This window comes from Sinorhizobium sp. 6-70, from assembly GCF_030124375.1.
Classification (GTDB): domain Bacteria; phylum Pseudomonadota; class Alphaproteobacteria; order Rhizobiales; family Rhizobiaceae; genus Sinorhizobium.
Genome location: NZ_JASKLS010000008.1, coordinates 227,355 through 252,684, shown reverse-complemented (window position 1 = coordinate 252,684; position 25,330 = coordinate 227,355). Strand labels below are relative to the sequence as shown.

Sequence of the window (25,330 nt, the reverse complement as noted above, 5' to 3'; positions counted from 1 at the left end):
GTCGCGGCGAGGCGGTCGGTGCTGCTGTTTGCCGCACCGATTGTCACAGAAGTTGTCGCCTTTGCCGTCCCTTTATACTTGACTGTTAAAGTCAGCAATTATATGCCGCCTCGCTGAAATAGGAGGCGGTCTTGAGCGCAGGCGATTTGTCGAAATTCCCCTTGTTCGCTGCGAACCTTACTGCCTGGGGAGAGCGGCCGGCGCTGCTGCTGCCTGGAAGGCGGATCGTAAGCTATCGCGATCTGGCGGAGCGCGTCGATCGCCAGGCATCGCATTGGCGCGGTGAGCGCGGCCTAGCCATGCTGGAGGCTGATCTCTCGGAACACGCAATCGTCGCCTACCTCGCGGCGCTTAAAGCCGGGCATGCGATTGCCATCCAGGGCCCCGGTACTCCGGATCGAAAATCTCTGGAGCCTGAGTTTTGCTATCGCCGCTGTGACGGCCGATGGCGGACGGAGCGTCTGGCGGGAAGCAAATCGCAGCTTCATCCGGATCTTGCGGTCCTGCTCTCGACTTCCGGCAGCACCGGGCACGGAAAATGCGTGAGGCTGTCTGCCGCGAACATTCAATCGAACGCACTTTCGATCGCCGATTATCTCGGCCTGACGGCTTCAGATCGAAGCTGCCTTATCCTACCGTTCCACTATTCCTACGGCCTTTCCGTGCTGAACGCTCACTTGTCGGTGGGCGCAAGCCTCTACATTCCGGGCTCCTCCATCCTCGATGACGGCTTTCTCGATGGACTTGCCGAAAGCGGCTGCACCAATCTTTCAGGCGTTCCCTATTCTTACGAACTTCTGGAAAAGGTGGGCTTCCGGGAGCGGAAATTTCCTGACCTGCGCTTCATGACCGTCGCCGGAGGACGCTTGGCGTCCGAGCGGGTCCGTCTCTACAACGAACACCTCACCGCGCGTGGCGCTTCTTTCTTCGTCATGTACGGCCAGACGGAAGCGACCGCCCGCATGGCCTACGTTCCCCCAGACCGCCTCAAGGGCAGGGAGGATCGGATCGGCATTGCTATACCGGGCGGGAGCCTGAGCATCGAGAATGACGAGGGCCAACTGGTCACCAGCATGGATATGCTCGGCGAGCTTGTCTATCGGGGGCCGAACGTGATGATGGGTTATGCTTCCTCACGCGCCGATCTCGCGCGCGGATGCGAGCATGCCGAATTGCGCACCGGCGATCTGGCGACGAGGGATGCCGACGGGTTCTTCCGCATAGTTGGGCGGACGAAGCGGATATCGAAGATCGCCGGCCTGCGGATTGCGCACGATGGTCTGGAGGTCATGCTCGAGCGCCGGGGTGTTACGGCCGCCGTCGTCGGGGACGATAGCTGCATTCATGCCTTCTATGTCGGCCCGTACGATCGCGATGATATCCGCGGCATGCTGGCTGCCGCGAGTGGATTGACGCTTTTGCAGGTGAAGGCTTCGCGCGTCGATGCGCTGCCGCGGCTTGCCTCCGGGAAGATCGATTACGAGGCTCTCCGCAAGGCGACGAAAAAGAATATCGGCTCCGTCGCCGACGAGGACGGTATCGAGGCGCTTTTCAACCAGGTCTTCTGCCCGAAAAGGGTGCGGTCCGACGACAGCTTCCTGTCGCTTGGCGGCGACTCGCTGCGCTTTGTCCAGCTTTCGATCGGCCTGGAGAAACGTCTTGGCGATGTACCCGAGGCCTGGGAAAGGATGTCGGTCGCCGAACTCGCGGTGTTGGGACGGCGCGAAACCAAAAGCAGGCGGATCGGCACGGACCTGCTCATCCGGGCGTTGGCGATCCTGCTCGTCGTCCTGCACCACGAGACCCTGTGGCCCATCCCCGGCGGATCGGCGGCGATGGTCATTCTTGCGGGCTTCGGCCTCGCGCGGTTCCAGCGTGGCGTCCTGCTGTCTGGTGCTGTCTTGCGGCTGTTGCGGCCGCTAACGCAGATTCTCGTTCCCTATTATCTGATTGTCGCAGCCTACGCCCTTGCCTGGGGAAAGGTCCCCTGGGCGTCGGTGTTCCTCGTCGGCAACTTCGGTTTTGCCGATCCCGAACGCCACAGCATGGTGCCTTACCTCTACTGGTTCATCGAGGCGTATTGCCAGATGCTCCTCGTGTTCGTGGCGTTGTTCGCGGTGCCATCGGTGCGGCGCGCGGCGGCCTCGAGACCATTGGCGCTCGGAATGGCGTTGCTCGTGGCAGCTCTTCTTGCCCGCCTGGCATTGCCGCTGGTCGTCGAGATGGGCAACCGTCAGATTTTCACGCTGCCGTGGATTTTCTATCTGGCGGTCATCGGCTGGTGCGCTGCGCTAGCCACAACGCCGCTTGAGCGCGGCATGGTGATGCTGGCCGGAACGGCCACCTTCCTGTTCTTCGGGCTCTATGAAGGCGTGTGGATTGGGACGAAGATCAAGTATCTGTTGCAGATCGCGGTCCTGGCCGCTCTGCTGTTCCTGCCGCAAGTCAGGATGCCGCAATGGAGCGCGCGACTTATCCTGCCCATCTCGGCTGCCGGCTTTCATATCTATATTCTACATCGTTTCGCGCCGGAGCTCCTGCTGCTACCGGTGCAGCCGTTGGTGTCGCCGACCGTCTATCCGCTGTGCTCCATAGGCGGCGGAATAGCGCTGGGAATGGCGGCCTGGTCCGGCCAACGCCGCCTCATGAAGCGGTGGGCGCAGCTCACGGACGGCGGTAGTTTGGCCGATTGGCAGAAGCGGCTCGCCGGACAGCTTCCCTCAGTCCGCCCATTTCTCGCCATCGGTCCGCAGGAAGAAAACCAGATCCAGCGTCAGTGACGGGCGCCCGAGGGCCGTCAGGGTCGCGTGCGCTTGGCCGCGGTGATGTGTCTGATGGTTGAAGAAATGGGCGAGCGTTGGTCCGAGCCTCTGGGTGATTTCGCCTGGTACGCTGAGCGGTGAATACGTGATTGGCGCCGCCAGGCGGGTTTCGTCGAGGCTATCCGCCCAGGCGATGATGCGCTCGTCTTCCGCTACGCGCGCTGCCGTCAAGCCGGCGAGGTCGTCGTGGAGGATCGCATCGAGCATCGAGGGAGCCTCGCCCTCCTTGGTGAACCGCTTCATCCAGATCCGATCCGCTGCCAGCAGATGGTTGAGGGTCCCATGGAGCGAGCCGAAGAACGCGCCTTTGTTCTGGCGAAACTCCGCATCCGAAAGCTCATTTGCCGCGGCGTAGAGCCGCCGGTTGGCCCAACGGTTGTAGTCGGCGAACATGCGATAGTGGTCGAGCATCGGCGATCTCCCCTGTGCGATCGGCCGAGCCTAGCGCAATTCGACATTCCAGTGTCGAATGTCACTGATGAAATTTGCTGATTTTGTCTGCGGCGGCGACCCACCAGCCGCCTGCTTTGCCCGGATCGCATCATTGGGTTCGAACGCCGCGTCGATCTTCACGGCGCGTTTGGGCGTTCCGTGACAGCACCATGAAACTCGCGCCGGCCGGGCCGAAACATCGCCGCGCCCCCTTGTTTTGCACGGAATTGGCGGCTAATGAACCGCCACTTCTCAAGAAACAAGGGATTTGAGCCAATGGCGATTGAACGTACTTTTTCGATGATCAAGCCGGACGCGACGAAGCGCAACCTGACCGGCGCCATCACCAAGATGCTGGAAGACGCCGGCCTCCGCGTCGTCGCTTCGAAGCGCGTCTGGATGAGCCGCCGCGAAGCTGAAGGCTTCTACGCCGTACACAAGGAGCGCCCGTTCTTCGGCGAACTGGTCGAGTTCATGTCCTCCGGCCCGACCATTGTTCAGGTGCTCGAAGGCGAGAACGCCATTGCCAAGAACCGCGAAGTCATGGGCGCCACCAATCCGGCAAACGCTGCCGAAGGCACCATCCGCAAGGTCCATGCCCTGTCGATCGGGGAAAACTCGGTCCACGGTTCGGACGCTCCGGAAACCGCCGCTGAGGAAATCGCCTACTGGTTCTCCGGCACCGAGATCGTCGGCTGATTCACTTTTCTTCGTTTCGGCCGGCAAAGGCTTGAAATGACTCCTACAGCGCCGTGCGTCTTTTCAGACGCACGGCGCTGTAGGACTTTGAAGTGCTGCATGTTCTTGTCCTTAACTCGGCTCGAATTTAAGGGAACATGCAGTACACTTGGGTGGCGACGCCCCGGTTTTTTGAGGCATGCCGCTCAGAAGCGTGCAGCGGTTTGGTACAACGACATGCAAGCCGCCTTTACGTCGGGCAGGCCGCCGTCTCGAAGCGCTCCGGCGCTCGGCCGCCCACGAAGACTTCCGGGTTCTTATCGTAAGCCGGACCTTCGACGAGGGGCTTTGCCGGCAGGACATCCTGATCGACGTCGGAAGTTACCGTCGTCTCCAGTTTCTGCAGCATCGCGCCATCCGGCCCCTTGACCTCGATTGTCACCGCGTAGGGCCTCTCCTTCTTCACGCAGCTTATCTCCGGACTCTCCAGCACGACCCTGTCGAGCTTCGGAAATAGTTTCCGTTCCAGCGTCAATGCTTCACCACCGGCCGGGTTTTCGAAACGTGCCACGACGACGCTGCCGTCCGGCACCGGCTCTGACTTGTTGAGCGTGATCATGTAGGCGGCATAGGCGAGCCGGTAGTTGAAGACGAACATCTTGCCGGTCAACTTCAGTGGGTCCGGCCCCGTTTCGCGCTGGCAGCCGACAAGCACCGCCGCGGCAAAGAGAGCGGATATGATGACGCGGTTCATGGCTGATCTCCCTGCCTGTTGCGGCGATAATGGCGTCTTGCTTTCGTGCGGTTGCCGCAGACCGCCATGTCGCACCAAGTGCGGCTTCTGTTGCGGCTGCGGTCGAGAAACAGCCAGCAGCAGTTGGGGCATATTTTCAGGCGGTCCGGCTCGGGGTTGGCAACAAGGCTGAGTGCCGAATGCGCGGTCGCCACATCGAGTGCTGTGCCTTGGCTGTTGCCCGCCCGCTGACGCAAGACGGCGGCAATCGTCTCGAGCAGGTCTGCCAGCAGATCGGGCCGATCTTCGGCCTCGACTTGCGCCCGAAAATGGCGGTCGGTCGCCTCGCGCAAGCCAATGAGTGACTTCCGGTTCTCGGGCGGCGCCGGAACAAGCATGCCGAAACGCTCTCTTTCGGCGCTGTAGAGACTTGCTGCCTCGGCAAAGGAGTCCATCGCCGCGGGATCCGCGAAGCGATCGACGCGACGCTCGGGATCGAAGCGCAGAACCACGGAATTGGCGACATCCAGCGCCAGCGCGCCGCCCGAGAATCTGTGTGCGGTCCAAGTGAAACTCATGCCGAAATCCTAACTGGTCAAACGGATATTACCAGTTATATTGCTTCTGTCACCACGCGGATGTGCCATGGCCTATTTTCTTCAGCAGATCGCCAACGCCGTGCCCGTAGCAGCCCTCTACGCGGCGCTGGCCTTCGGTTACGCGATTGCCTTTGCGGTCACGCGGAGGGCAGACCTCACCTATGGCGCGCTCTTTGCCTTCGCCGGTCAGATGTTCGTGCTTTTCGCGGATTTCGGCTGGAATCGGCTCTGGCTGGTCCTGCCGGCGGCGCTTGGTGTCGGGGCCGTGGCGGCACTGACATTCGGACTTGGCGCCGGTCTCGTCGCAGGGCGCTATGTCATGCGGCCGCTGGCGTTTTCCTCGGCCAATGCCGTCGTCGTCGCGTCGCTCGGCAGTCTGCTCGTGCTCATGGAAACGGCACGGCTCGCGTCGGACACGCGAAGTTTGTGGCTGCCGCCCTTTCTGAACCAGGTCATCGTTTTCTGGCCGAACCCCGACTTTCCGGTGGCATTGACCGCCGTCCAGATCATTAACACCGCTCTGATGGCGGCACTGGTTGCGGCCGGCCATTGGATTCTCGCCCATTCCCATGCGGGGCGCTACTGGCGCGCCGTGTCGGAGGATCGCGAGGCGGCTGCGCTTTGCGGCATCGATCCGGCCACGGTCTATATCCTGGCCTACGGCACGGCGTCGCTGATTGCCGCCTTTTGCGGAATTCTCGCTGCGTCCTATTACGGCAATATGGATTTCGGCACCGGCTTGACCTTCGGCGTCAAGGTGCTGTTCATTGCCGCGATCGGGGGGCAGACAGCGCCGCTCTTCGCCGCTCTGGGCGCAGCCGGCGTCGGCCTGCTCGAGACGCTTTGGAGCGCCTACGGTCCGATCCTTTGGCGGGATTTCGCGATCTTCGGCTTTCTGGTGATCGTGCTGGTGGTGACGCGGCGGGAAAAGGCAATTCCCTGATCAGTTCGTTTGCGACCAGCGATCCCGGGCCGTGTCGTCCGCATCCTTGGCGCTGACCCAGCCGCCGGCGCTGCCATCGGCATGATACTCCTTCTTCCAGAAGGGAGCCGAAGTCTTGAGGAAATCCATGATGAAACCGGCGCCGTCGAAGGCGGCTTGCCGGTGTGAGGACGCAGTCACCACGAGTACAATGTTTTCGCCCGGCATGATCTTGCCGAAGCGATGAATGGCCACCGCCGCCTGCAGGCCGAAGCGTTTGACCGCCTCACGGCAGATGCGCTCGATCTCGGCCTCCGCCATACCGGGATAATGCTCCAGTTCGAGCGCACTGAGTGCGCCCGCCTCGTCGCGGCAAAGCCCCGAGAATGTCACCACCGCGCCGATGTCCGCACGACCGCGAGAAAGCGCGGAGATTTCGGCGGCGACGTCGAAGTCGCCTCGCTGAACGCGCACCGTGACGGCGCCGTTCATCGCCTCAGCCGCCCGTCATCGGCGGAAAGAGGGCAATCTCGCGCGCGCCGGCAATTGGCTCGCCGTGATCGACATGCTCCTGGTTGATCGCCGCGCGAATGACGTTCTGGTGTTCGAGCGCCGTCTCGTATTGCTCGCCGAGTGTTTTCAGATGCGCAAGCAGATCGGCGACCGTCACGACATTCGCGGGAAGCTCCAGCGTTTCCTCACCCTTGCCGATACGCTCGCGAACCCAGGAGAAATAGACGAGGTTGATCTTGCTCATTCATTGACCACGTGTTTCAAACCGGCGCGGAAATAATCATAGCCGGTATAGAGCGTGATTGCAGCCGCGATCCACAGAAGCACGATACCGGCTTCGGTGGTGTAGGGAACGATCTTGTCACCGGCCGGCCCGGCCAGAAGAAAGGCAATCGCCACCATCTGGATGGTGGTTTTCCACTTGGCGATGCGCGTCACCGGCACACTGACCTTGAGTGCAGCAAGATATTCGCGCAGGCCGGACACGAGAATCTCGCGGCAGAGAATGATGATCGCGGCCCAGATCGACCAGCCGGCAATCGTACCGTCGGCGGCAACGAGAAGCAGGATCGAAGCGACAAGCAGTTTGTCGGCGATCGGATCGAGCATCCGGCCGATATTCGACGTCTGCTTCCAGATACGCGCAAGATAGCCGTCGAAGAAGTCTGTGATCGAAGCCGTGATGAACAGGATGAGCGCGGTCCAGCGTGCGAAATCCGAGCTGTGGAGGCGGCCCTCGATGAAGAAGCAGAAAACGATCAGCGGCACGATCAGGATACGGAAATAGGTCAGCAGATTCGGGACGCTGTAGGCGATGGGCGTTGGCATGGACTCGGTTTCTCTGGACACGACAATCCCTCATTTCCCGCGATCTGGGGCTATCGGCGCGATCGATTCAAACAGTCGGAGCGGGATGCGGGCGGAGGGCGCCGGGACGCCTTTCCTCATCTCCTCCGGGTTTCAGGTGTACAGAATGACTTTGCGACCATAAGGTCAACAGGTCATTATGTACCGGCTGTCATATTTGGCGGATTTCATCTGAACGCAGGCTGAACTGCCCCGCCCTGCCTACTGCATGTTTCCTTAAATCGTAGCCGGTTTAAGGATAAAAACATGCCGCAATTCACAGTGCTACAGCGTCCTTGCGCGCCCGATTAGACGCGCGGCGCTGTAGTGCCCCCGGATCGAAACTGGCACAGCCAACTTCGGGCGCGCGGCGCTGCCGGACAACTATTTGACGCCGTCCTCGTGAAAATGCTCGTAGACAAGACGGGCAACCGCTTCCGAGATGCCGTTCACGGCCATCAAGTCGTTGATGCCCGCCCGGGAAACCGCCTTGGCCGTGCCGAAATGCGTGAGCAGGGCGCGCTTGCGCGTCGGTCCGATACCGGTGATTTCGTCGAGCGGGTTTTTGACCATTTCCTTCTTTCGCCGGGCACGGTGCGAGCCGATGGCGAAGCGATGCGCCTCGTCGCGCAGTCTCTGGATGAAATAAAGGACCGGATCGCGCGGCGGCAAGGTGAAGCTCTCGCGGCTCGCGGCGAAGAAGCGCTCGCGGCCGGCGTCGCGATCGACGCCCTTGGCGACGCCGATTGCAGTTACGCAGTCCTCGACGTCGAGTTCCTTGAGTATTGCGCGGACGGCGGTCATCTGGCCCTGGCCGCCGTCAATCAGGATGACGTCCGGCCAGGCCGGGAATGCGCTGTCGTCGCCCGGTTCAGCGCTGCGGTCGGGTTTGCCTTCCTCTTTCAGGAGGCGCGAGAAGCGTCGGGTCATGACCTCGCGCATCATCCCGAAGTCGTCCCCCGGCGTGATATCGGTCGATTTGATGTTGAACTTGCGATACTGGCCTTTGACGAAACCCTCGGGGCCGGCGACGACCATGCCTCCGACGGCATTTGTTCCCATGATATGCGAGTTGTCGTAGATCTCGATGCGGCGCGGTACCTGTTCCAGTTGGAAGGTCTTGGCAAAACCTTCGAGCAGCCGCGATTGCGATGCGGTCTCGGCAAGCTTGCGGCCATGGGCCTCGCGCGCATTTGCGAGCGCGTGATCGACGAGATCCTTCTTCTCGCCGCGCTGCGGCACCAGGATCGATACCTTGTAGCCGGATTTCTCGCTGAGCGCCTGACCGAGCAGTTCCTGTTCCTCAACTGCCTCGCAAAGCAGGATCTGCCGCGGACAGGGCTTGTCGTCGTAGAACTGGGCGAGAAAGGCGCTGAGCACCTCCGACGAAGGAAGCGACGGATCGGCCTTCGGGAAATAGGCGCGGTTACCCCAGTTCTGTCCCGTCCGGAAGAAGAAGACCTGGATGCAGGAAATCCCGCCTTCGTGGTGGATTGCGAAGACGTCCGCCTCCTCAACGCCTGCCGGATTAATGCCTTGGTAGCTCTGCACGTGGCTCAGCGCGGCGAGGCGATCACGGTAGAGCGCGGCGCGCTCGAAATCGAGATTCTCCGAGGCTTCGCTCATGGCGGCAGCGATCGTCGCTTTCACGGCCTGACTCTTGCCGGAGAGAAAATCCTTTGCCTCGCGAACGAGCTCCGCATAGTCGGCATCGCTGATTTCGCCGGTGCAAGGCGCCGAGCAGCGCTTGATCTGATAGAGCAGGCAGGGGCGGGTGCGCGTCTCGAAGACGCTGTCCGTGCAGGTCCTGAGGAGAAAGGCCCGCTGCAGCGAGTTGATCGTTCGGCCGACGGCGCCGGCAGAGGCGAACGGGCCGAAGTAGTCGCCCTGGCGGCTGCGTGCCCCGCGATGCTTGAAGAGCGCCGGCGCCCTGCTGTCACCGGTGACGACGATGTAGGGGAAGGATTTGTCGTCGCGCAGCAGCACGTTGAAGCGCGGACGCAGCCGCTTGATGAGGTTGGCTTCGAGCAGCAGCGCCTCGATCTCCGTCCGCGTCGTGACGAACTCCATGTTCGCCGTCTCGCGAATCATCCGCGAAATACGGTTGGAGTGACCGCGACCCTGCGCGTAGTTGCTCACCCGCTTCTTGAGGCTGCGGGCCTTGCCGACATAGAGCACGTCGCCGGCGTCGTTGAACATGCGGTAGACGCCCGGGCCGTTCGGCAAAAGCTTGACGAAGGCCTGAATGAGTTCCGCGCCCTTGAGGCCCTGTGTTTCCGCACGGTTTTCCGCCCAATCGATCGCCGGCGCCGGTCGCTCGCTTTCCGTCACGCCGAGCAGATCGTCGTCGTCATCGGTTTCGCTGCCGTCGTAAAGGATACCGCCGTCCGTGGGCGTCTGCCCGTTCATTCCACTATCTCCCGAATATCTGGCGTCTCCCAGGCAAGATGCTGGCCGCCGTCAAGCGCGATCATCTGTCCGGTAACCGACGGCGTGTCGAAAAGGAAGCGGATCGCGCGTCCAAACTCGTCGAGCGCCGGACCGCGCTTGAGGATCAGGGCGTCGACCTGCGCCCGGAAGTCGCTCTGATTCTGCCGTTCGTTCGGCAGCGTCGGCCCCGGTCCGATGCCGTTGACGCGAATATGCGGGGCAAGCGCCTGCGCCATCGTCTGGGTTGCCGTCCACAGTGCGGACTTGGACAGCATATAGGAATAAAATCGCGGATTTGGAGACCAGACGCGCTGATCTATGACGTTGACGATAAGGCCGGAAACGTCGTCCGGACGCTGCCGGGCAAAGTCGCGTGCTAGCAGGGAAGGGGCCTTGACGTGCAGCGCGAAGTGACGTTCCCAAACATCTTCGTCGAACGCGTCCAGGCTGTCCTTCTTGAAGATCGAGGCGTTGTTGACGAGCAGGTCGAGCGGGCCAAGCAAGGCCGTCGCCTCCGCGATGACCCGAGATGCGGCGGCGGAATCGGTAAGGTCGGCTTTCAGGGCGACGGCCTTGGTCCCGTTCGCCGTGAGGCTCTTCGCCAGCGCATCCGCCTCGGTGATCGATCCGTTTGCATGAATGGCGACGGCGAAGCCGTGAGCCGCCAGATCTTCAACTATTGCCTTGCCTATGCGCCGGGCGCCGCCGGTTACGAGCGCCGCCTTCAGTGTTCTCGTCAACTTTTTTCCCGTCCCTCGAATCCTGTTCTGATTGGACGAAGATATAGGCAAGAAACACCGGCCTGAAACTATCCTGAAGGATTCATTTCAGAAAAATTAATGCAAAGCGGATAAATTGTATTATTTCGAAGTGTTATAGTATAGATTTCGTTAATCTAGAATTATGGTTAATAAATACCCTGTGTCACGAAGGCAACATCTAATTTCAGCCGCGTTCGTGCCGCCAAAATTTCACATTTTAGCTCTTGAGATTCCGCATTTTCTGATCAATTTCCGCTCAACCGGGCGGGTTAATCACAGAGTGTCCGGTGTTCCGCAAAGATACAATTGCAATCGGAGCATCGGTTGAAAAGGAGAATAGTATGCGTACGCTGACCACCACCCTCATGGCTTCGGCTATGGCTTTCGTTGCCTTCCAGGCCGCCCACGCCGCAGACGTCGTCGAGGAAGTTCCGGCTGCTCCGGCTGCCGAATATACCGAACCGGCGACCAAGGACTGGTCGGGCGCCTATGTTGGCGGCACGGCCGACTGGCGCCACGGCGAGGCTGACGCCACGGGTGGAAATCCCTCCGTCGGTTTCGGCGGCGGTCTTTACGGCGGTTACAACGTGCAGAGCGGCCAGATCGTTTACGGCGGTGAAGCCGATATCGGCTATGCCGGTAACGATTCTCACTCCAGTGGCCGTCGCGTCGAGCAGGGCGTCAATGGCTCGATCCGTGGCCGCGTCGGTGTCGATGTGAGCCCGGTTCTCCTCTATGGTACGGCTGGTCTCGCTGTCGGCAGCGCCAAGCTTTCGACCCCGAGCGGTTCCGACAAGAATACGATGGTTGGCTGGACGGCCGGTGCCGGTGCGGAAACCTTTGTTACCGACAACATCACCGCACGCGTCGAATATCGCTATACCGACTACGCTTCCAAGGACTTCAACGTTGGAAGCAGCACCGTCACGTCCGGTTATGACGAGCACAGCGTGCGCGTCGGTATGGGCGTCAAGTTCTGATCGGCGGACACCGCTTCAGCGAAAAGGCCGGGGTGACCCGGCCTTTTTCATGCTTGGATCACGACGATTTGGGTCGATCCGACCCAAATCGTGAACGTGATCGATACTAAATCGATACTAATAAGTTAGAGCGGGATGCGGGCGGAAAACCGCGCACACTTTTCCTCATCCCGCTCTAAATTTTGAATAGTCCGCAAAGTGCGTCTCGAACTTCGCCGGCCAGTTCTTGAGCTTCGGCCGTCCCCGCTGCCACTCGCCGGCAAAACGCAATTCGATATAGCGCAACAGCGCCGCCAGCGCGAAATGTCCGGCGTTGAGCTTGCCGCTGGTCTTGGGCAGGTTGGCGTTCAAGTAATCCAGCCCGCGCTCGACCTTCTCCCATTGGCGGTCGATCCAGGGTTGATGCACCTTTTCCGGGGGGTGAAAACGCTTCTCGTAGACGATTGCCAGCAGGCTGTCACAGACGCCGTCGCAAAGCGCCTCGAAGATTTCCACTTCGGTGCGCTTGGCTGCGTTCTTCGGATAAAGCTTGCCCTTCGTTTCACGGTCGAGGAAATGCATGATCGCGCGGCTGTCGTAGATCGCCTTGCCGTCCGCAGTAATCAAGGTCGGGATCTTGCCGAGCGGATTGTTGGCGATCAGTTCCGGCGGGTTGGCGTTCGTATCCGTCAGCACGCTTTCCGCGGCGATCCCGATGTGGTGCGCGGCCATGCGGACCTTGTTCGAATAGGGGGAGGCAGGAGAATAGAGTATCTTCATTCGAAGTCTTTCCGTTGTCATGGGGCAGGGGGCAGGGAAACTGCATCCCGTCTGCAGGCTTGGCGATCCACTTCGGGGCACGCCCTGAATTTCAGTGTCTTGTCGAAGCAGATTCTGATTTCTTCAAGAAGCCTGGCTTCGCAGGTAACAGCGATCGTCTCTGCCGTCATGCCGGGATTTTTCGCGATGAGCGCAGCCTCGATCGTCGATACCGGAAGATCGTGCGATCCTTCCGGCGATGCGAGTTCCGGCGGGATTGTGAGCCGTTCGCGCGCGGCGCGCGCCACGGCGAAATAGTCCGCTTGGCTGAGGCCTGAGCAGGTGCCGTGCTTGCGCCACTGATGGCCGATCAGGCCCATCGAGGGAATGAGATCGAGATACTTCCGGCCAAGCGCCTCCGGGACGCGATCGGATTGCCGTGTCGGACAATATTCCGGATAGCCCTCTTCATTTTGTGGCCAGAGCCCGTGCACGATGAGGCCGCGGCGGCTGCCGGCCTCGCATTGATCGGACTTTCCGGAGGGATCGTTGCTGCCACACCATGTGGGCGACCAGGACAGGGAGAGGACGTAAAAGTCGAAGCCTTTGCCGACGGGAAGCGGAACGGCCGCCACAGTCTTCATCCCGCCGGTTCCGGAATTCGGGGCGAGTTTTTCAGCGCCTTCATCGCTGCAGGCGGCGATCGTCAGAACGCCGACGATCGCCGGCAGCAGCCTTTTCAATACGGTCAACGAAGCGAAGCGCAATGGGCGCCGTACACGTACCAGGGATCGAGGCCGCCGACGCAGAACTCGATGCTCCTGCCGACACCGGCAAAGCCCCATGGGCGTTCGATCAGATACCAGAGCGGGCGTCGCTCGCCGTCGGTCATCACCGCAGTCGCGTAGCAATATTCGCGCTCGACGAGGTGGGTATAGTCACGCGGCTCGAACCGATTTTGGCCCATGTCGCGAATCTCGGCTATGGCGAGGTTCGCATGAAGATAGTTTGCGGCCTTGTAGTCGAAGCGCCGGGTAATGAAACCCAGAACGGAGGCGTTGCCGCAGGCGCCGACATCATAGACTGCACGGGGAGCGGGTTCCCCGATATAGTCGGCGGCGGTAGCACCGGTGGTGAGGGAAAGCGAGAGCAGAAGCGATGCGGCAAGCGTACGAGTCATGGCCATCTCCCTGAATCCTTTCAGGAGATTGACGCCTTCGCCCTCGATCCGTCAAGGCCCCGGGTTGAGAGGCGCTTCACCTCGCAGCCAGAAGCAGCGGGCCGAAGCGAAGCGATCCTGCGCCAGTTGTGTTTTCAGGAAGGGCAACAGGACATCGAACTCACCCTTTAGCGTGAAGGGCGGGTTGACGATGACCAGCCCCGAGCCGGAAAGACCGGTCGTGTCGCGATCACTGCGCACCGAGAGTTCCACGCAGAGCATTTTTGGAATCTCCAGCGCCTTCAGTGCCGCGTGGAAATCCTTTATCGGCGCGCCTTTCTTCAGCGGATACCAGAGGCAGTAGATGCCGCCGGCGAACCTGCGGTATCCCTTTGCAAGGCCATCGACCAGCCGCTCGTATTCGCCCTCGATCTCGAACGGAGGATCGACGAGGATGAGGCCGCGCTTCTCCTTCGGCGGCAGGTGGGCGCCGAGCGCCAGCCAGCCGTCGAGATGCGTGATGCGGCTCTGGAAGTCGCCGTCAAACTGGCGGTGCAGCGTCTCGTAGTCGTCCGGATGCAGTTCCATCGCCGAGAGCCGGTCCTGCGGCCGGAACAGCATGCGGACGAGTTTCGGTGATCCGGGATAATGGGTGAGGCCGCCGTCGGGATTGAGGTCGCGAACGGCTGCGAGATAGGGTTCGAGAATCGCGGCGATCGGAGCGGGGAGTTCAGCATCCAGCAATCGGCCGATGCCATCACGCCATTCGCCGGTCTTCTGCGCTTCTTCGCTCGAAAGGTCGTAGAGCCCGATGCCCGCATGCGTGTCGAGCACCCGAAACGCCTTGTCCTTTTGCTTGAGGTACGTGACGAGCCGCGCCAGCACCGCATGTTTCAGGACATCGGCGAAATTGCCTGCGTGATAGACGTGCCGGTAGTTCATGAGCGTTGCCGATGGCTCTGATCAATTGTTTCGATGGATTGGCGAATGGGGCTTTGAGCCCTTTGGCGGATGCCATATAGAAAAGCTATGAACGTTGCGACCCCCATCCAAGCAGAAAAATCGATCGGCTATTCGGTCTGTCCGCACGACTGTCCGTCAGCCTGCGCGCTTGAAGTCGATCTCACGGCCGAAGGCCAGATCGGTCGCCTGCGCGGGGCGGCCGGAAACAGCTACACAGCCGGCGTCATCTGCGCCAAGGTCGCGCGCTACGCCGAACGTATCTATCATCCCGGCCGGCTGATGGTGCCGCAGCGCCGCACCGGCGCCAAGGGCGAGGGACGCTGGCAGGAGATTTCCTGGGAAGCGGCGCTCGATGAGATCGCCGACCAGTTCGTCAAGGCCGAACAGAAGCACGGTGCGGAAGCGGTCTGGCCCTATTTCTACGCCGGCACGATGGGACAGGTCCAGCGTGACTCCATCGAGCGGTTGCGCCATGCCAAGCGTTATTCCGGCTTCTTCGGCTCGATCTGTACCAACATGGCCTGGACCGGCTTGACGATGGCGACCGGAGCCTTGCGCGGTCCCGACCCGCGCGAGATGGCCAAGGCCGACTGCGTCGTGATCTGGGGTACCAATGCGGTCGCGACGCAGGTCAACGTAATGACCCATGCGGTCAAGGCGCGCAAGGACCGCGGCGCGAAGATTGTCGTCATCGACGTTTACGAGAACCCGACCGTCAAGCAGGCCGATATGGGGCTCGTCCTGAAGCCGGGCACAGATGCTGCGCTCGCTTGCGCGGTCATGCACATCGCCTTCCGCGACGGTTATGCCGACCGCGCCTACATGGCGAGGTTCGCTGACGATCCGGCCGGTCTAGAAGCGCATCTCCAGACACGCGGCCCGGACTGGGCCTCCGCCATCACCGGTCTGTCGGTGGAGGAGATCGAAGCCTTCGCCAAGCTCGTCGGGACCACGCCCAAAACCTATTTCCGCCTGGGCTACGGCTTCACCCGCCAGCGTAACGGCTCCGTCGCCATCCATGCGGCCGCTTCGGTTGCCACGGTGCTCGGCTCCTGGAAGCACGAGGGAGGCGGCGCGTTCCACTCGAACAATGACATCTTCAAGCTGGACAAGCGTGAACTCCTCGGTTCCGCGTTCCACGATCCCGACGTGCGCATGCTCGACCAATCGCAGATCGGCCGTGTGCTGACCGGCGATGCCGAGGCGTTGCGCCATCGCGGTCCTGTGACCGCGCTCCTTATCCAGAATACCAACCCCGCCAATGTCGCACCCGAGCAGCGACTGGTGAAACAGGGCTTCCTGCGCGACGACCTCTTTGTTGCCGTGCATGAACAGTTCATGACCGATACTGCCCGGCTCGCGGACATCGTCCTGCCTGCCACCATGTTCCTTGAACACGACGATCTTTATCGCGGTGGTGGTCACCAGCATATTCTCATCGGTCCGAAGGTCGTTGAGCCGCCGCCGACCGTGCGCACCAATCTCTTCGTCATCGAGGAGTTGGCAAAGCGCCTCGGGGTATCCGACCACCCGGGCTTTGGGCTCACCGAACAGCAGCACATCGACCTACTGCTGTCTAATTACGGCATCGGTTACGAGCGGATGAAAGAGGAGAAGTGGCTCGATTGCCAGCCGGCTTTCGAGGAGGCGCATTTTCTCAACGGCTTCGGGCATCCCGACGGCAAGTTCCGCTTCAAGGCCGATTGGACCGGCACGCCGGCACCGAACCGGCCGCCGAAATCGATGGGCCCGCAAGGTCCGCACGGCAGGCTGCCGGAGTTTCCGGACCATGTCGATCTGATCGAAGTGGCCGACGAACGTCATCCATACCGACTGGCGACGTCCCCGGCGCGCTCGTTCCTGAATTCGACCTTCTCCGAAACGCCTTCTTCCAAACAGAAGGAGGGACGACCGGAGGTCATGATCCATGCCGAAGATGCAGTTGCGCTCGGCATTGCCGAGGGTGACGTCATCATGCTCGGCAACGACCGCGGCGAGGTCCGGCTGCATGCGAAGGTCGGCGGCGGGGCGCGTCGCGGCGTCGTCATCGCCGAAGGGATTTGGCCGAACGGCGCCCATCTCGACGGCGAGGGGATCAACGTCTTGACCGGCGCCGATGCCGTCGCGCCCTACGGCGGCGCGGCTTTCCACGATAACCGGGTCTGGGTGCGTCGCGCCTGAAGATCGGCCCGGCGAGCACGCCTCGTCGGGTGCTTCGGCCAGGTTCCCCTTTCGACAAGGATCTCTCATGACGGAACATGCCGACCCGCGCGTCCGGATCATTGACCGCAAAACCCTCTGGAAAGGCTTCCTCAGCCTCGAAGAGGTCACGCTCGAACAGGAAATGTCCAACGGTCAAACCGCCCGGCTGGTTCGTGAGATTCACGACCATGGTCGCGCTGCAACGATCCTTCTCTTCGATCCGGAGCGGCAGTCGGTGGTCCTCGTCAGGCAGCTTCGCATTCCCGTCTTCCTGCAGGGCGAGCCGGGATATCTAATCGAAGCGCCAGCTGGCCTTCTCGATGGCGAAGAGCCGGCAGTGGCGATTTGTCGCGAAGCGATGGAGGAGACCGGTTACAGCATTGAAAGTGCCACACATCTCTTCGACGCCTATATGACCCCGGGTTCGGTGACGGAACGAACGAGCTTCTTCTTCGGCCGCATCGATGCCTCGAAGAAAGTGGCTGCGGGCGGCGGGCTTGCGCATGAAGGCGAAGATATCGAGGTGCTGGAATTTCCTCTCGAAAAGGCTGTCGCCATGATCGGCACTGGTGAGATCTGCGACGCCAAAACGATTATGCTGCTGCAATGGGCCATGTTGAACCCTGCCGCGCTGGCTGTATAACTGGCCAGCATTACTATCTCACATTACCGATCTTTCACTTTTTGATCGGGAAGCGCTGCGTTAAAGCTTACGTGTCTTCTTCAACTGCACGGGCGAAACATGGCGTTCAGCTCTTCCCACGAGATTGAAGCTCAAGACCAGCAGGCCGACAGTGGGTGGAGGTCGTTTCTGAGGCGCAATCAGCGCTATCTTTCCGCCGTCGGTACGCTTCTTATCATCGCGCTCTTCGGAGCGGCCATCTTTCATCTGACCGCCGAGGTGCATTATGACGAAGTCGTCTCGGCACTGGCGGACACGAGTTGGAAGTCGGTCGCAGCCGCAATCCTGTTCACCGGCTTGAGCTTCCTCGCGCTCACCTTTTACGACGTCGCCGCCCTCGATTACATCAAGCGCAAGCTGCCTTACGCGGATGTAGCGCTCACGGCCGCCTGTGCCTATGCCGTCGGCAATACGGCCGGTTTCGGACCCTTGAGTGGCGGGGCTATCCGCTACCGGTCGTACTCCCGGCTCGGGCTGCAGCCGGAAGAGATAGCCCGCGTCGTTGCGTTCGTGACGCTCGCCTTCGGGCTTGGCCTTGCCACGGTCACTTGCCTCAGCTTGCTGACGGTCGGCGAATACGTCGCTCCGCTGACCGGGCTCGAACCGTTCTGGCTGCGCATGATCGCCATCGTTGTGCTCGGCGGCCTGTTGACCACCTTCATCCTGGCCGGAGAGGGCCGCGAAGTCAGCATCGCACGCTTTTCCCTGCGTCTGCCCGACTCCAGAACCGCCTCCCGCCAGTTCCTGGTAACAGCGCTCGATCTTGCGGCATCCGCAAGCGTTCTTTACGTCCTGTTGCCATCGGGGACGATCGGCTGGCCCGCCTTCCTGGCGGTCTATTCTTTTGCTGTCGGCATCGGCGTACTCAGCCATGTACCGGCGGGCCTCGGCGTCTTCGAGGCGGTGATGATCGCGACGCTCGGTCGGACAGCCGACGTCGATACGATCCTCGGCGCGCTGGTTCTCTACCGTCTCATCTATCACGTGCTGCCGCTGCTGATCGCGATTGTGGTGATCATTGGCGTGGAGGTTCGTCAGTTCGCCGGTCACCCTGCGGCTTCGAGCGTCCGCCGCATAGGCGGCCGGATGGCTCCACTGCTCCTCGCTACGCTGGCGCTCGTGCTCGCCATCATGCTGGTGCTATCGAGCGTGACGCCGACGCCCGGCGAGAACCTGGCGTTTCTTGAAAGCTATGTTCCGCTGCCGCTTGTCGAAGGCGCGCATTTCCTCGCGAGCCTGCTCGGCCTGGCACTGGTCATCGTCGCACGGGGACTGGCGCTGCGCCTCGACGGTGCCTGGTGGGCATCAGTGGTGATCGCGGCGGCTGCACTGCTGCTGTCGTTGCTGAAGGCGGTGGCGCTGGCGGAAGCGGGCATGCTCGCATTCTTCGTCGTCGGATTGCTTGCCAGCCGTCGGCTTTTTATTCGCCCCGCGTCGCTGTTCGGTCAGGCCCTGACGCCGCCGTGGCTCATGGCGATCGGCGTCATCTGCCTGGGCGCGTTCGTCGTCCTGCTCTTCGTTTATCGCGATATCGAGTATAGCCATGAGCTCTGGTGGCAGTTCGAGTTTTCCGCCGAGGCGCCGCGCGGGCTTCGCGCCTTCCTGGGGGTGACGATCGGTGCGAGTACCATCGCCATCTGGAGCCTGATGCGTCCGGCCACGACCACGGTGGAGCCGGCATCGGAGGAGGCGTTGGAGCGGGCGATCGCCATTGTCGATGCCCAGGATATGTCGGACGCCAACCTCGTGCGGATGGGCGACAAGAGCGTCATGTTCTCTCCCGATGGCAGCGCCTTCATCATGTACGGTCGGCGGGCGCGTTCCTGGATCGCTCTCTTCGATCCCGTCGGTCCCCTGGAAGCTTGGCCGGATCTTATCTGGCAATTCATGGAGACCGCCCGGGCCAACGGTTGCAGGGCGGTCTTCTACCAGGTTTCGCCGCTGGGGCTCGCCTACTACGCCGACGCCGGTCTACGGGCGTTTCGATTGGGCGAGCTTGCCGAGGTCGATCTGACGCGGTTCGAGTTGAAGGGCGGAAAATGGGCAAACCTGCGCCAGCAGGTCAGCCGTGGCCAACGCGACGGGCTGGAATTTGCGATAGTTGAGCCCGGGGCCGTGCCGGCAATCCTGCCGGAGCTCGCGGCTATTTCGGATGCGTGGCTCGCACATCACAGCGCACGGGAGAAGGGTTTTTCCCTCGGAGCCTTCGATCCCCAATACCTTACAGCTCAGCCGGTTGCTGTCCTCAAATGCGGCGGACGCATCGTTGCCTTTGCCAACATCCTCAAGACTGCGACCAAAGCGGAGGGCTCGATCGACCTGATGCGCTTCTCGCCCGACGCGCCCAAGGGTTCAATGGACTTCCTGTTCGTGCAACTGATGGAATACCTCAAGGCGCAAGGTTACCGGCGCTTCAATCTCGGCATGGCGCCGCTTTCCGGCATGTCTTCCCGGCAGATAGCGCCCGTCTGGGATCGAGCCGGCCGAGCATTTTTCGAACACGGCGAACGCTTCTACAACTTCAAGGGCCTGCGCGCCTTCAAGTCCAAGTTCCACCCACGTTGGCAACCGCGCTACCTTGTGGCTAGCGGCGGGCTCAATCCGATCCTCGCTTTGATGGACGCGACGTTCCTCATCGGCGGCGGTCTCAAGGGAGTGATAAGGAAATGACCGGCATGCGGAAGATCTGGAAGGCCGCCCTTTCCGCGGCACTGATTGCGGGTGCCTCGTTGCATGCGTGGGCCGACGGTGCGCCGCAGTTCGACACCGGCATGATCCCGTCGCCGCATATCCTTTTCCCCAAGGAGCAGGCTTCCGCGGTTGTCGTGCTCCTTTCGGATGTGGCCGGGTGGACGACGAAGGAAGACGGGGTTGCGCGTGCGCTTGCAGACGAAAAGGCGCTCGTCATCGGCATCGACCTCAAGGCCTATCTCGCTTCGCTTGCGAAGGATGACGGCGACTGCATCTACACGGTCTCGGATATCGAATCGCTGAGCCAGCAGGTCCAGCGCGCTGCCAAGAGCAATGCCTATCGGCCTCCGATCGTCGCGGGTGTTGGCGCCGGCGGGGCGATGGCGCTGGCGATCGCCGCGCAGTCCCCGGCTGCGACCATCGGTCAGACGCTTGCGGTCGATCCCGAAGAGGGCATCGCACTGACGAAGCAGCTCTGTACACCTGCCGAGAAGGTTCGAAAGGGCGACCGCATGGTCTATGGCTTGACCGACGGGTCGCTGCCCGATCCCGTCACCGTTACGTTTTCTCCCGCTGCCTCCGCTGCGGGGAAGGATCACGTGACGGCACTTGCCGCCAAACATCCGGAGATCGAAAAGCGCGATAGCGGGGATGATGCCTATACGGCGCTTTCGGATGCGCTGTCCGGGTCGCTCGCCGAGGGCGGCGAGACGGAAAACCCTTTCGGCCTTCCGCTGACGATCCTCGATGCGAAGCCCACACGTGACACGATGGCCGTGATCTATTCGGGAGACGGCGGCTGGCGCGACATCGACAAGGAGGTCGGCAATGTCCTGCAGCGAGAGGGCGTTCCGGTCGTCGGAGTGGATTCGCTGCGTTATTTCTGGTCCGAACGCCAGCCGCAAGCGACCGCCGATGATCTTGCGCGGATCATCACCTATTATCGAAAGCGATGGAGTGTCCGAAACGTCCTGCTGATCGGCTATTCCTTCGGTGCCGACATCCTGCCGCGCACCTACAACCTGCTCCCGCCAGCGGATCGTGCGCGCGTGCGCCAGCTCACGCTCATGGCGCTCTCGCATCATGCCGACTACAAGATCTCGGTTCTCGGCTGGCTGGGTGCAGAGGGCGAGGGAGGTGACCCGGCCGATGACGTCAAGGCAATCGATCCGTCGCTCGTCCAATGTATCTACGGTACGGAGGAGGACGATGACGCTTGCCCGGGTCTGAAATCTTCGGGCGTGGACGTAGTCGCCATCGAGGGTGGCCACCATTTCGACGAGGACTATCCCGCCTTGACTCGCCGCGTACTCGACGCGCTCGACCGCCGCCTTGCGTCAGCGAGGTGACGCGCAACGACCTCAGATTGCGGGAGAAACGAGGATGCCCGATGCCTCACCGACGGCATGGCTTGCAGCCCTCCCGTCTTTCATTTCGATCTTGCCCTCGGCAACGAGCCGGAGCGCCATCGGGTAGGTCTTGTGTTCAACCGTCAGAACGCGCGCGGCAAGCGTTTCCGCCGTGTCGCCGGCTAGAACCGGAACCGCGGCCTGGGCGATGATCGGGCCGTCGTCCATGCCTTCGGTGACAAAATGAACCGTGCAGCCGGCGAGCCTCATGCCGGCATCGATCGCCCGCTGATGGGTGTGGAGCCCGGGAAATAGAGGCAGAAGCGACGGATGAATATTGAGGATGCGGCCTTCATGACGCTGGATGAATGCTGCCGACAGCAGCCGCATGTAGCCGGCAAGGCAGATGACGTCCGGCCGAAGCCGGTCCAATTCCGCGAGGATCGCCGCTTCGTGCGCTTCCTTGCTGTCGAAATCCTTTCGGACGAACGAAAAGGTCGGGATGCCGAGGGCGGCCGCCTTGGCCAGGCCACCGGCTTCCGCCTTGTCAGCAATCACGGCAACGACTTCGGCGGGGAAGTCCGGCTCCGCTGCTGCCTTCGCCAGCGAAAGCATGTTCGAGCCGCCGCCGGAAATGAAGACGACGACCCGTTTCTTAGCCGTAGTCGCGCTCATAGAGAGAGGCTGCCCTTGTAAATCGTGCCCGCGGCGCCCTCGGCACGCGCGACCATGCGGCCGAGGGTGAAGACCGTCTCGCCTTCGCCAGTGAGTATTGTCGCGACCTTTTCAGCCTCGGTCGCCGGAACGACGGCGATCATGCCGACGCCGCAGTTGAAGGTGCGCAGCATTTCGTTGGCGGCGACCCCGCCGGTCTTGGCAAGCCAGGAGAAGACCGCCGGCGGCTTGATTGCGTCGAGGTCGATCTCGGCGGCAAGATGCTTCGGCAGTACGCGCGGAATGTTTTCGGGAAATCCGCCGCCGGTGATGTGCGCGAGCGCCTTGATCGCGCTCGTCTCACGGATCGCTTTCAGCAACGGCTTCACGTAGATGCGCGTCGGCGTCAGCAGAAGATCGGCAAGGGTGCCGTCGCCGAACGGGGCGGGCGCGTCCCAGGCCAGCCCCGAGAGCGAGACGATCTTGCGGACCAGCGAGTAGCCGTTCGAGTGTACGCCGGACGATGCGAGCCCGAGGATGACGTCACCTTCGGCAATGTCGCCCGCCGGCAGCAGCTGACCGCGCTCGGCCGCGCCGACGGCAAAGCCGGCGAGGTCGTAGTCGCCGCCGGAATACATGCCCGGCATCTCGGCCGTCTCCCCGCCGATCAAAGCGCAGCCCGCATCGCGGCAGCCGGCGGCGATGCCGGCAACGATCGCCGCACCCTGGTCCGGGTCGAGCTTGCCCGTCGCAAAATAGTCGAGGAAGAACAGCGGTTCCGCCCCCTGCACGACGAGATCGTTGACGCACATGGCGACGAGATCGATGCCGACTGTGTCGTGCTTGTTCGCGTCGATGGCGATCTTGAGCTTGGTGCCGACGCCGTCGTTCGCGGCAACCAGGACCGGATCGGTGAAACCGGCGGCCTTGAGATCGAAGAGACCGCCGAAACCACCGATCTCTCCATCGGCGCCCGGGCGTCGCGTGGAGCGCACATGGGGTTTGATCTTCTCCACCATCAGGTTGCCGGCATCGATGTCGACGCCCGCGTCGCTATAGGTGAGACCATTCTTGCCCGACTGGCTCATGCTCGTTCTCCAAGGCTCGCCGTATTTTGCGGATGCGATTGGCACGGCGGGGCAAGGAGTGCAAGCCAACTGCCAACGCTTGACGGCTTTTTTTGCCATTTTACCCGCATCTCACCGCGTTTCGACCGGCGAGGGGCCGATTTGCCTCCGCATCAAAGGCGGCGGGCTTGACCAGCGTGCGCACCGCGCCCTATCTCGTCCAAATGGATGAAACGCAAGGCGCTTGCGCCGGACGCGGGACGGGGAGCGCAATGGGCAGTCAGGTCAGCGGTGTGAGTCTCAAGCGCCAGATCGTCTTCTGGCTGCTGGTGCTCGGCGGCTTCATTGCCTTCCTGACGCTCTTCAGTTCGATCCTGCTGCCGTTTCTCGCCGGTATGGCGCTCGCCTATTTCCTCGATCCCGTCGCCGACCGGCTGCAGCGTTTGGGCCTTAGCCGGCTGATGGCGACGATCGTCATCCTTGTTGCCTTCGTCGTCGTGCTGGCGCTTTCGCTGATGATCATCATCCCGTTGATCTTCACGCAAGCGGCCGACTTCGTCCAGAGGATGCCCGGCTATATCGCCAGCCTTCAGGCCTTCCTCACCGATAGCCAAACGACGCTGCTCCCGGACTGGCTTGCGGACCAGATGGTGGCGATCAAGCAGAATTCGGCCAAGCTGCTCGAACAGGGCGCAAGTTTCCTCGGCACGCTGTTCCAGCAATTGTGGAACTCCGGCATGGCACTGCTGGACATTCTTTCGCTCTTTATCATCACGCCAGTGGTGGCCTTCTATCTGTTGCTCGACTGGGACCGCATGGTCGATAAAGTCGACAGCTGGGTGCCGCGCGATTATGTCGATATCGTCCGCCAGATCGCCCGCGAGATGAACACGACCATCGCCGGCTTCGTGCGCGGCCAGGGTTCGCTGTGCATTATTCTCGGCCTCTACTACGCCATCGGCCTGTCGCTCGTCGGCCTCAATTTCGGGCTGCTGATCGGCCTTTTCGCCGGCATGATCAGCTTCATCCCCTATGTCGGCTCGATGGTAGGGCTGGTGCTGGCCGTTGGCGTGGCGCTGGTCCAGTTCTGGCCGAATTACATTACGATCCTGCTCGTCTTGGCTGTGTTCTTCAGCGGCCAGTTCCTTGAGGGCAACATTCTGCAGCCGAAGCTGGTCGGCAAGAGCGTCGGTCTGCACCCCGTCTGGCTGATGTTCGCGCTGCTCGCTTTCGGTGCGCTCTTCGGCTTCGTCGGCCTTCTCGTCGCGGTCCCCGCCGCCGCCGCGATCGGCGTCCTTGTCCGTTTCGGCATACAGCGGTACCTTGATAGTGATCTCTATCACGGGCATAGGACAGCCGCGGAGAAGCAGCCGGAAGGCCAGGAGCCCCGCTGAGCCGCGCCATTGTCCAGAGTACAGCATGACAAGACGTCCGTCCGAACAACTGCCGCTCGCTTTCGGCCATGATCCGGCCACCGGTCGCGAGGATCTGCTCGTCTCCGACCGGCTGAGCGCTGCCATCGCCATCGTAGACCATTGGCCCGAGTGGCCATCACCTGTCGTCATCATCGGCGGACCGGTTGGCTCCGGGAAGTCGCACCTTGCCAGCATCTGGCGGGAGAGGGCGGGAGCCGAGACGATCCATCCCGTCGTCGGTTCGGATGCCGCCGACATCGCTGCGAAAAGACCGGTTCTCTTCGAGGATGCTGATCGTCAGGGCTTCGACGACACGGCGCTCTTCCATGTCATCAACAGTGTGCGCCAGCACGGCACTGCCCTGCTGATGACATCGCGCCTGTGGCCGATGTCATGGCCGGTGACGCTTCCGGATCTGCGCTCGCGCCTGAAGGCCGCTACGGTCGTCGAAATCGGTGAGCCGGACGACGAGCTGCTGACGCAGGTGCTCGTGAAGCTCTTCGCCGACCGCCAGCTCTTCATCGACGAGCGTCTCGTCGGTTATATCGTGGCGCGCATGGAGCGTTCGCTGGAGGCAGCCCAGACGATCGTCGAGCGACTGGACCGCCTGGCTCTTGCCCGCGGCACGCGGCTGACACGCACCCTGGCGGCGGAAGTGCTGGCAGAGCTTGGAAATCCCCACCTGCCCGATTGA

Annotated in this window: 24 protein-coding genes; 10 read left to right on the top strand and 14 right to left on the bottom strand. The window is 61.8% G+C overall.

Annotated features, from left to right (window positions below; genetic code table 11):
- The first annotated feature begins 131 nt into the window (after nucleotides 1–131).
- On the top strand, nucleotides 132–2,780 hold the full coding sequence (locus tag QN222_RS17725) for a non-ribosomal peptide synthetase (protein ID WP_283961411.1): 2,649 nt from the start codon (nucleotides 132–134) through the stop codon (nucleotides 2,778–2,780).
- Here the strand turns inward: QN222_RS17725 and QN222_RS17720 are convergent.
- Complete coding sequence (locus QN222_RS17720; protein WP_283961410.1) at nucleotides 2,721–3,233, bottom strand: DinB family protein; 513 nt, start codon at nucleotides 3,231–3,233, stop codon at nucleotides 2,721–2,723. The genes QN222_RS17725 and QN222_RS17720 overlap by 60 nt on opposite strands.
- A gap of 297 nt (nucleotides 3,234–3,530) precedes the next feature.
- On the opposite strand from QN222_RS17720, the gene ndk reads away from it, so the two are divergent.
- Nucleotides 3,531–3,953, top strand: a complete 423-nt coding sequence (gene ndk / locus QN222_RS17715; RefSeq protein WP_153441477.1) for a nucleoside-diphosphate kinase — start codon at nucleotides 3,531–3,533, stop codon at nucleotides 3,951–3,953.
- A gap of 229 nt (nucleotides 3,954–4,182) precedes the next feature.
- Here the strand turns inward: ndk and QN222_RS17710 are convergent, their stop codons facing one another.
- Nucleotides 4,183–4,686 (bottom strand): hypothetical protein, encoded by a 504-nt coding sequence (locus tag QN222_RS17710; protein ID WP_283961409.1) that lies wholly within the window; start codon nucleotides 4,684–4,686, stop codon nucleotides 4,183–4,185.
- The gene (locus tag QN222_RS17705) at nucleotides 4,683–5,243 is read right to left on the bottom strand and encodes a CGNR zinc finger domain-containing protein (RefSeq protein WP_283961408.1); all 561 of its coding nucleotides are present in this window, start codon (nucleotides 5,241–5,243) and stop codon (nucleotides 4,683–4,685) included. The genes QN222_RS17710 and QN222_RS17705 overlap by 4 nt, the downstream gene beginning before the upstream one ends.
- Nucleotides 5,244–5,310: 67 nt before the next feature.
- Between QN222_RS17705 and QN222_RS17700 the strand changes: the two genes are divergently transcribed.
- Complete coding sequence (locus QN222_RS17700) at nucleotides 5,311–6,207, top strand: branched-chain amino acid ABC transporter permease (RefSeq protein ID WP_283961407.1); 897 nt, start codon at nucleotides 5,311–5,313, stop codon at nucleotides 6,205–6,207.
- On the opposite strand, the gene QN222_RS17695 is transcribed toward QN222_RS17700, so the two are convergent.
- The 5 genes from QN222_RS17695 to QN222_RS17675 form a co-directional block, all read right to left on the bottom strand.
- Nucleotides 6,208–6,678, bottom strand: a complete 471-nt coding sequence (locus QN222_RS17695) for a molybdenum cofactor biosynthesis protein MoaE (RefSeq protein WP_283961406.1) — start codon at nucleotides 6,676–6,678, stop codon at nucleotides 6,208–6,210.
- Between the two features lie 4 nt (nucleotides 6,679–6,682).
- A complete protein-coding gene (gene moaD / locus QN222_RS17690; RefSeq protein ID WP_283961405.1) occupies nucleotides 6,683–6,943 on the bottom strand; it encodes a molybdopterin converting factor subunit 1 in 261 nt (86 codons plus the stop codon).
- Complete coding sequence (pgsA, locus tag QN222_RS17685; protein WP_283961404.1) at nucleotides 6,940–7,527, bottom strand: CDP-diacylglycerol--glycerol-3-phosphate 3-phosphatidyltransferase; 588 nt, start codon at nucleotides 7,525–7,527, stop codon at nucleotides 6,940–6,942. Before pgsA ends, moaD begins: the two co-directional genes overlap by 4 nt.
- A 402-nt stretch (nucleotides 7,528–7,929) precedes the next feature.
- Nucleotides 7,930–9,954 (bottom strand): excinuclease ABC subunit UvrC, encoded by a 2,025-nt coding sequence (gene uvrC, locus QN222_RS17680; RefSeq protein WP_283961403.1) that lies wholly within the window; start codon nucleotides 9,952–9,954, stop codon nucleotides 7,930–7,932.
- Nucleotides 9,951–10,715: an SDR family oxidoreductase gene (locus QN222_RS17675; RefSeq protein WP_283961402.1), complete on the bottom strand. Its 765-nt coding sequence runs from the start codon at nucleotides 10,713–10,715 to the stop codon at nucleotides 9,951–9,953. Before QN222_RS17675 ends, uvrC begins: the two co-directional genes overlap by 4 nt.
- 362 nt (nucleotides 10,716–11,077) lie before the next feature.
- Here QN222_RS17675 and QN222_RS17670 point away from each other — a divergent pair, with 362 nt between their 5' ends.
- Entirely contained in the window at nucleotides 11,078–11,716 is a 639-nt protein-coding gene (locus tag QN222_RS17670; protein ID WP_283961401.1) for a porin family protein, read from the top strand.
- Between the two features lie 165 nt (nucleotides 11,717–11,881).
- Here QN222_RS17670 and QN222_RS17665 read toward each other — a convergent pair whose 3' ends face one another.
- The 4 genes from QN222_RS17665 to QN222_RS17650 are packed head-to-tail and all read right to left on the bottom strand — an operon-like array spanning nucleotide 11,882 to nucleotide 14,555.
- Nucleotides 11,882–12,475, bottom strand: a complete 594-nt coding sequence (locus tag QN222_RS17665; protein WP_283961400.1) for a glutathione S-transferase — start codon at nucleotides 12,473–12,475, stop codon at nucleotides 11,882–11,884.
- 17 nt (nucleotides 12,476–12,492) lie between these two features.
- Entirely contained in the window at nucleotides 12,493–13,206 is a 714-nt protein-coding gene (locus QN222_RS17660) for a ribonuclease T(2) (RefSeq protein ID WP_283961399.1), read from the bottom strand.
- Nucleotides 13,203–13,634 (bottom strand): hypothetical protein, encoded by a 432-nt coding sequence (locus tag QN222_RS17655; RefSeq protein WP_283961398.1) that lies wholly within the window; start codon nucleotides 13,632–13,634, stop codon nucleotides 13,203–13,205. Before QN222_RS17655 ends, QN222_RS17660 begins: the two co-directional genes overlap by 4 nt.
- 51 nt (nucleotides 13,635–13,685) lie before the next feature.
- Nucleotides 13,686–14,555, bottom strand: a complete 870-nt coding sequence (locus QN222_RS17650; protein ID WP_283961397.1) for a 23S rRNA (adenine(2030)-N(6))-methyltransferase RlmJ — start codon at nucleotides 14,553–14,555, stop codon at nucleotides 13,686–13,688.
- Nucleotides 14,556–14,624: 69 nt separating this feature from the next.
- Between QN222_RS17650 and QN222_RS17645 the strand changes: the two genes are divergently transcribed.
- The 4 genes from QN222_RS17645 (at nucleotide 14,625) to QN222_RS17630 (ending at nucleotide 21,500) form a co-directional block, all read left to right on the top strand.
- Nucleotides 14,625–16,757, top strand: a complete 2,133-nt coding sequence (locus tag QN222_RS17645; protein WP_283961396.1) for a molybdopterin oxidoreductase family protein — start codon at nucleotides 14,625–14,627, stop codon at nucleotides 16,755–16,757.
- 67 nt (nucleotides 16,758–16,824) lie between these two features.
- On the top strand, nucleotides 16,825–17,421 hold the full coding sequence (locus tag QN222_RS17640; RefSeq protein ID WP_283961395.1) for an NUDIX domain-containing protein: 597 nt from the start codon (nucleotides 16,825–16,827) through the stop codon (nucleotides 17,419–17,421).
- Between the two features lie 99 nt (nucleotides 17,422–17,520).
- A complete protein-coding gene (gene mprF / locus QN222_RS17635) occupies nucleotides 17,521–20,130 on the top strand; it encodes a bifunctional lysylphosphatidylglycerol flippase/synthetase MprF (RefSeq protein WP_284005516.1) in 2,610 nt (869 codons plus the stop codon).
- Nucleotides 20,127–21,500 (top strand): AcvB/VirJ family lysyl-phosphatidylglycerol hydrolase, encoded by a 1,374-nt coding sequence (locus QN222_RS17630; protein WP_283961392.1) that lies wholly within the window; start codon nucleotides 20,127–20,129, stop codon nucleotides 21,498–21,500. Before mprF ends, QN222_RS17630 begins: the two co-directional genes overlap by 4 nt.
- Before the next feature lie 12 nt (nucleotides 21,501–21,512).
- On the opposite strand, the gene purN is transcribed toward QN222_RS17630, so the two are convergent.
- A complete protein-coding gene (gene purN / locus QN222_RS17625; RefSeq protein WP_283961391.1) occupies nucleotides 21,513–22,175 on the bottom strand; it encodes a phosphoribosylglycinamide formyltransferase in 663 nt (220 codons plus the stop codon).
- Nucleotides 22,172–23,242, bottom strand: a complete 1,071-nt coding sequence (purM, locus tag QN222_RS17620) for a phosphoribosylformylglycinamidine cyclo-ligase (protein ID WP_283961390.1) — start codon at nucleotides 23,240–23,242, stop codon at nucleotides 22,172–22,174. The genes purN and purM overlap by 4 nt, the downstream gene beginning before the upstream one ends.
- A 251-nt stretch (nucleotides 23,243–23,493) precedes the next feature.
- Here purM and QN222_RS17615 point away from each other — a divergent pair, with 251 nt between their 5' ends.
- Both QN222_RS17615 and hdaA read left to right on the top strand, forming a co-directional pair.
- A complete protein-coding gene (locus QN222_RS17615) occupies nucleotides 23,494–24,615 on the top strand; it encodes an AI-2E family transporter (protein WP_283961445.1) in 1,122 nt (373 codons plus the stop codon).
- A gap of 25 nt (nucleotides 24,616–24,640) precedes the next feature.
- Nucleotides 24,641–25,330 carry a DnaA regulatory inactivator HdaA gene (gene hdaA, locus QN222_RS17610; protein WP_283961389.1) on the top strand — a complete coding sequence of 230 codons (690 nt, stop codon included), beginning with the start codon at nucleotides 24,641–24,643 and terminating at the stop codon, nucleotides 25,328–25,330.

What these genes read in the sequence shown, in the direction of transcription:
- QN222_RS17720 (WP_283961410.1), bottom strand. Translation starts at nt 3,233, where the DNA reads ATGCTCGACCACTATCGCATGTTCGCCGACTACAACCGTTGGGCCAAC.
- ndk (WP_153441477.1), top strand. Translation starts at nt 3,531, where the DNA reads ATGGCGATTGAACGTACTTTTTCGATGATCAAGCCGGACGCGACGAAG.
- QN222_RS17710 (WP_283961409.1), bottom strand. Translation starts at nt 4,686, where the DNA reads ATGAACCGCGTCATCATATCCGCTCTCTTTGCCGCGGCGGTGCTTGTC.
- QN222_RS17705 (WP_283961408.1), bottom strand. Translation starts at nt 5,243, where the DNA reads ATGAGTTTCACTTGGACCGCACACAGATTCTCGGGCGGCGCGCTGGCG.
- QN222_RS17700 (WP_283961407.1), top strand. Translation starts at nt 5,311, where the DNA reads ATGGCCTATTTTCTTCAGCAGATCGCCAACGCCGTGCCCGTAGCAGCC.
- QN222_RS17695 (WP_283961406.1), bottom strand. Translation starts at nt 6,678, where the DNA reads ATGAACGGCGCCGTCACGGTGCGCGTTCAGCGAGGCGACTTCGACGTC.
- moaD (WP_283961405.1), bottom strand. Translation starts at nt 6,943, where the DNA reads ATGAGCAAGATCAACCTCGTCTATTTCTCCTGGGTTCGCGAGCGTATC.
- pgsA (WP_283961404.1), bottom strand. Translation starts at nt 7,527, where the DNA reads ATGCCAACGCCCATCGCCTACAGCGTCCCGAATCTGCTGACCTATTTC.
- uvrC (WP_283961403.1), bottom strand. Translation starts at nt 9,954, where the DNA reads ATGAACGGGCAGACGCCCACGGACGGCGGTATCCTTTACGACGGCAGC.
- QN222_RS17670 (WP_283961401.1), top strand. Translation starts at nt 11,078, where the DNA reads ATGCGTACGCTGACCACCACCCTCATGGCTTCGGCTATGGCTTTCGTT.
- QN222_RS17665 (WP_283961400.1), bottom strand. Translation starts at nt 12,475, where the DNA reads ATGAAGATACTCTATTCTCCTGCCTCCCCCTATTCGAACAAGGTCCGC.
- QN222_RS17655 (WP_283961398.1), bottom strand. Translation starts at nt 13,634, where the DNA reads ATGACTCGTACGCTTGCCGCATCGCTTCTGCTCTCGCTTTCCCTCACC.
- QN222_RS17650 (WP_283961397.1), bottom strand. Translation starts at nt 14,555, where the DNA reads ATGAACTACCGGCACGTCTATCACGCAGGCAATTTCGCCGATGTCCTG.
- QN222_RS17645 (WP_283961396.1), top strand. Translation starts at nt 14,625, where the DNA reads ATGCCATATAGAAAAGCTATGAACGTTGCGACCCCCATCCAAGCAGAA.
- QN222_RS17640 (WP_283961395.1), top strand. Translation starts at nt 16,825, where the DNA reads ATGACGGAACATGCCGACCCGCGCGTCCGGATCATTGACCGCAAAACC.
- mprF (WP_284005516.1), top strand. Translation starts at nt 17,521, where the DNA reads ATGGCGTTCAGCTCTTCCCACGAGATTGAAGCTCAAGACCAGCAGGCC.
- QN222_RS17630 (WP_283961392.1), top strand. Translation starts at nt 20,127, where the DNA reads ATGACCGGCATGCGGAAGATCTGGAAGGCCGCCCTTTCCGCGGCACTG.
- purN (WP_283961391.1), bottom strand. Translation starts at nt 22,175, where the DNA reads ATGAGCGCGACTACGGCTAAGAAACGGGTCGTCGTCTTCATTTCCGGC.
- purM (WP_283961390.1), bottom strand. Translation starts at nt 23,242, where the DNA reads ATGAGCCAGTCGGGCAAGAATGGTCTCACCTATAGCGACGCGGGCGTC.
- QN222_RS17615 (WP_283961445.1), top strand. Translation starts at nt 23,494, where the DNA reads ATGGGCAGTCAGGTCAGCGGTGTGAGTCTCAAGCGCCAGATCGTCTTC.
- hdaA (WP_283961389.1), top strand. Translation starts at nt 24,641, where the DNA reads ATGACAAGACGTCCGTCCGAACAACTGCCGCTCGCTTTCGGCCATGAT.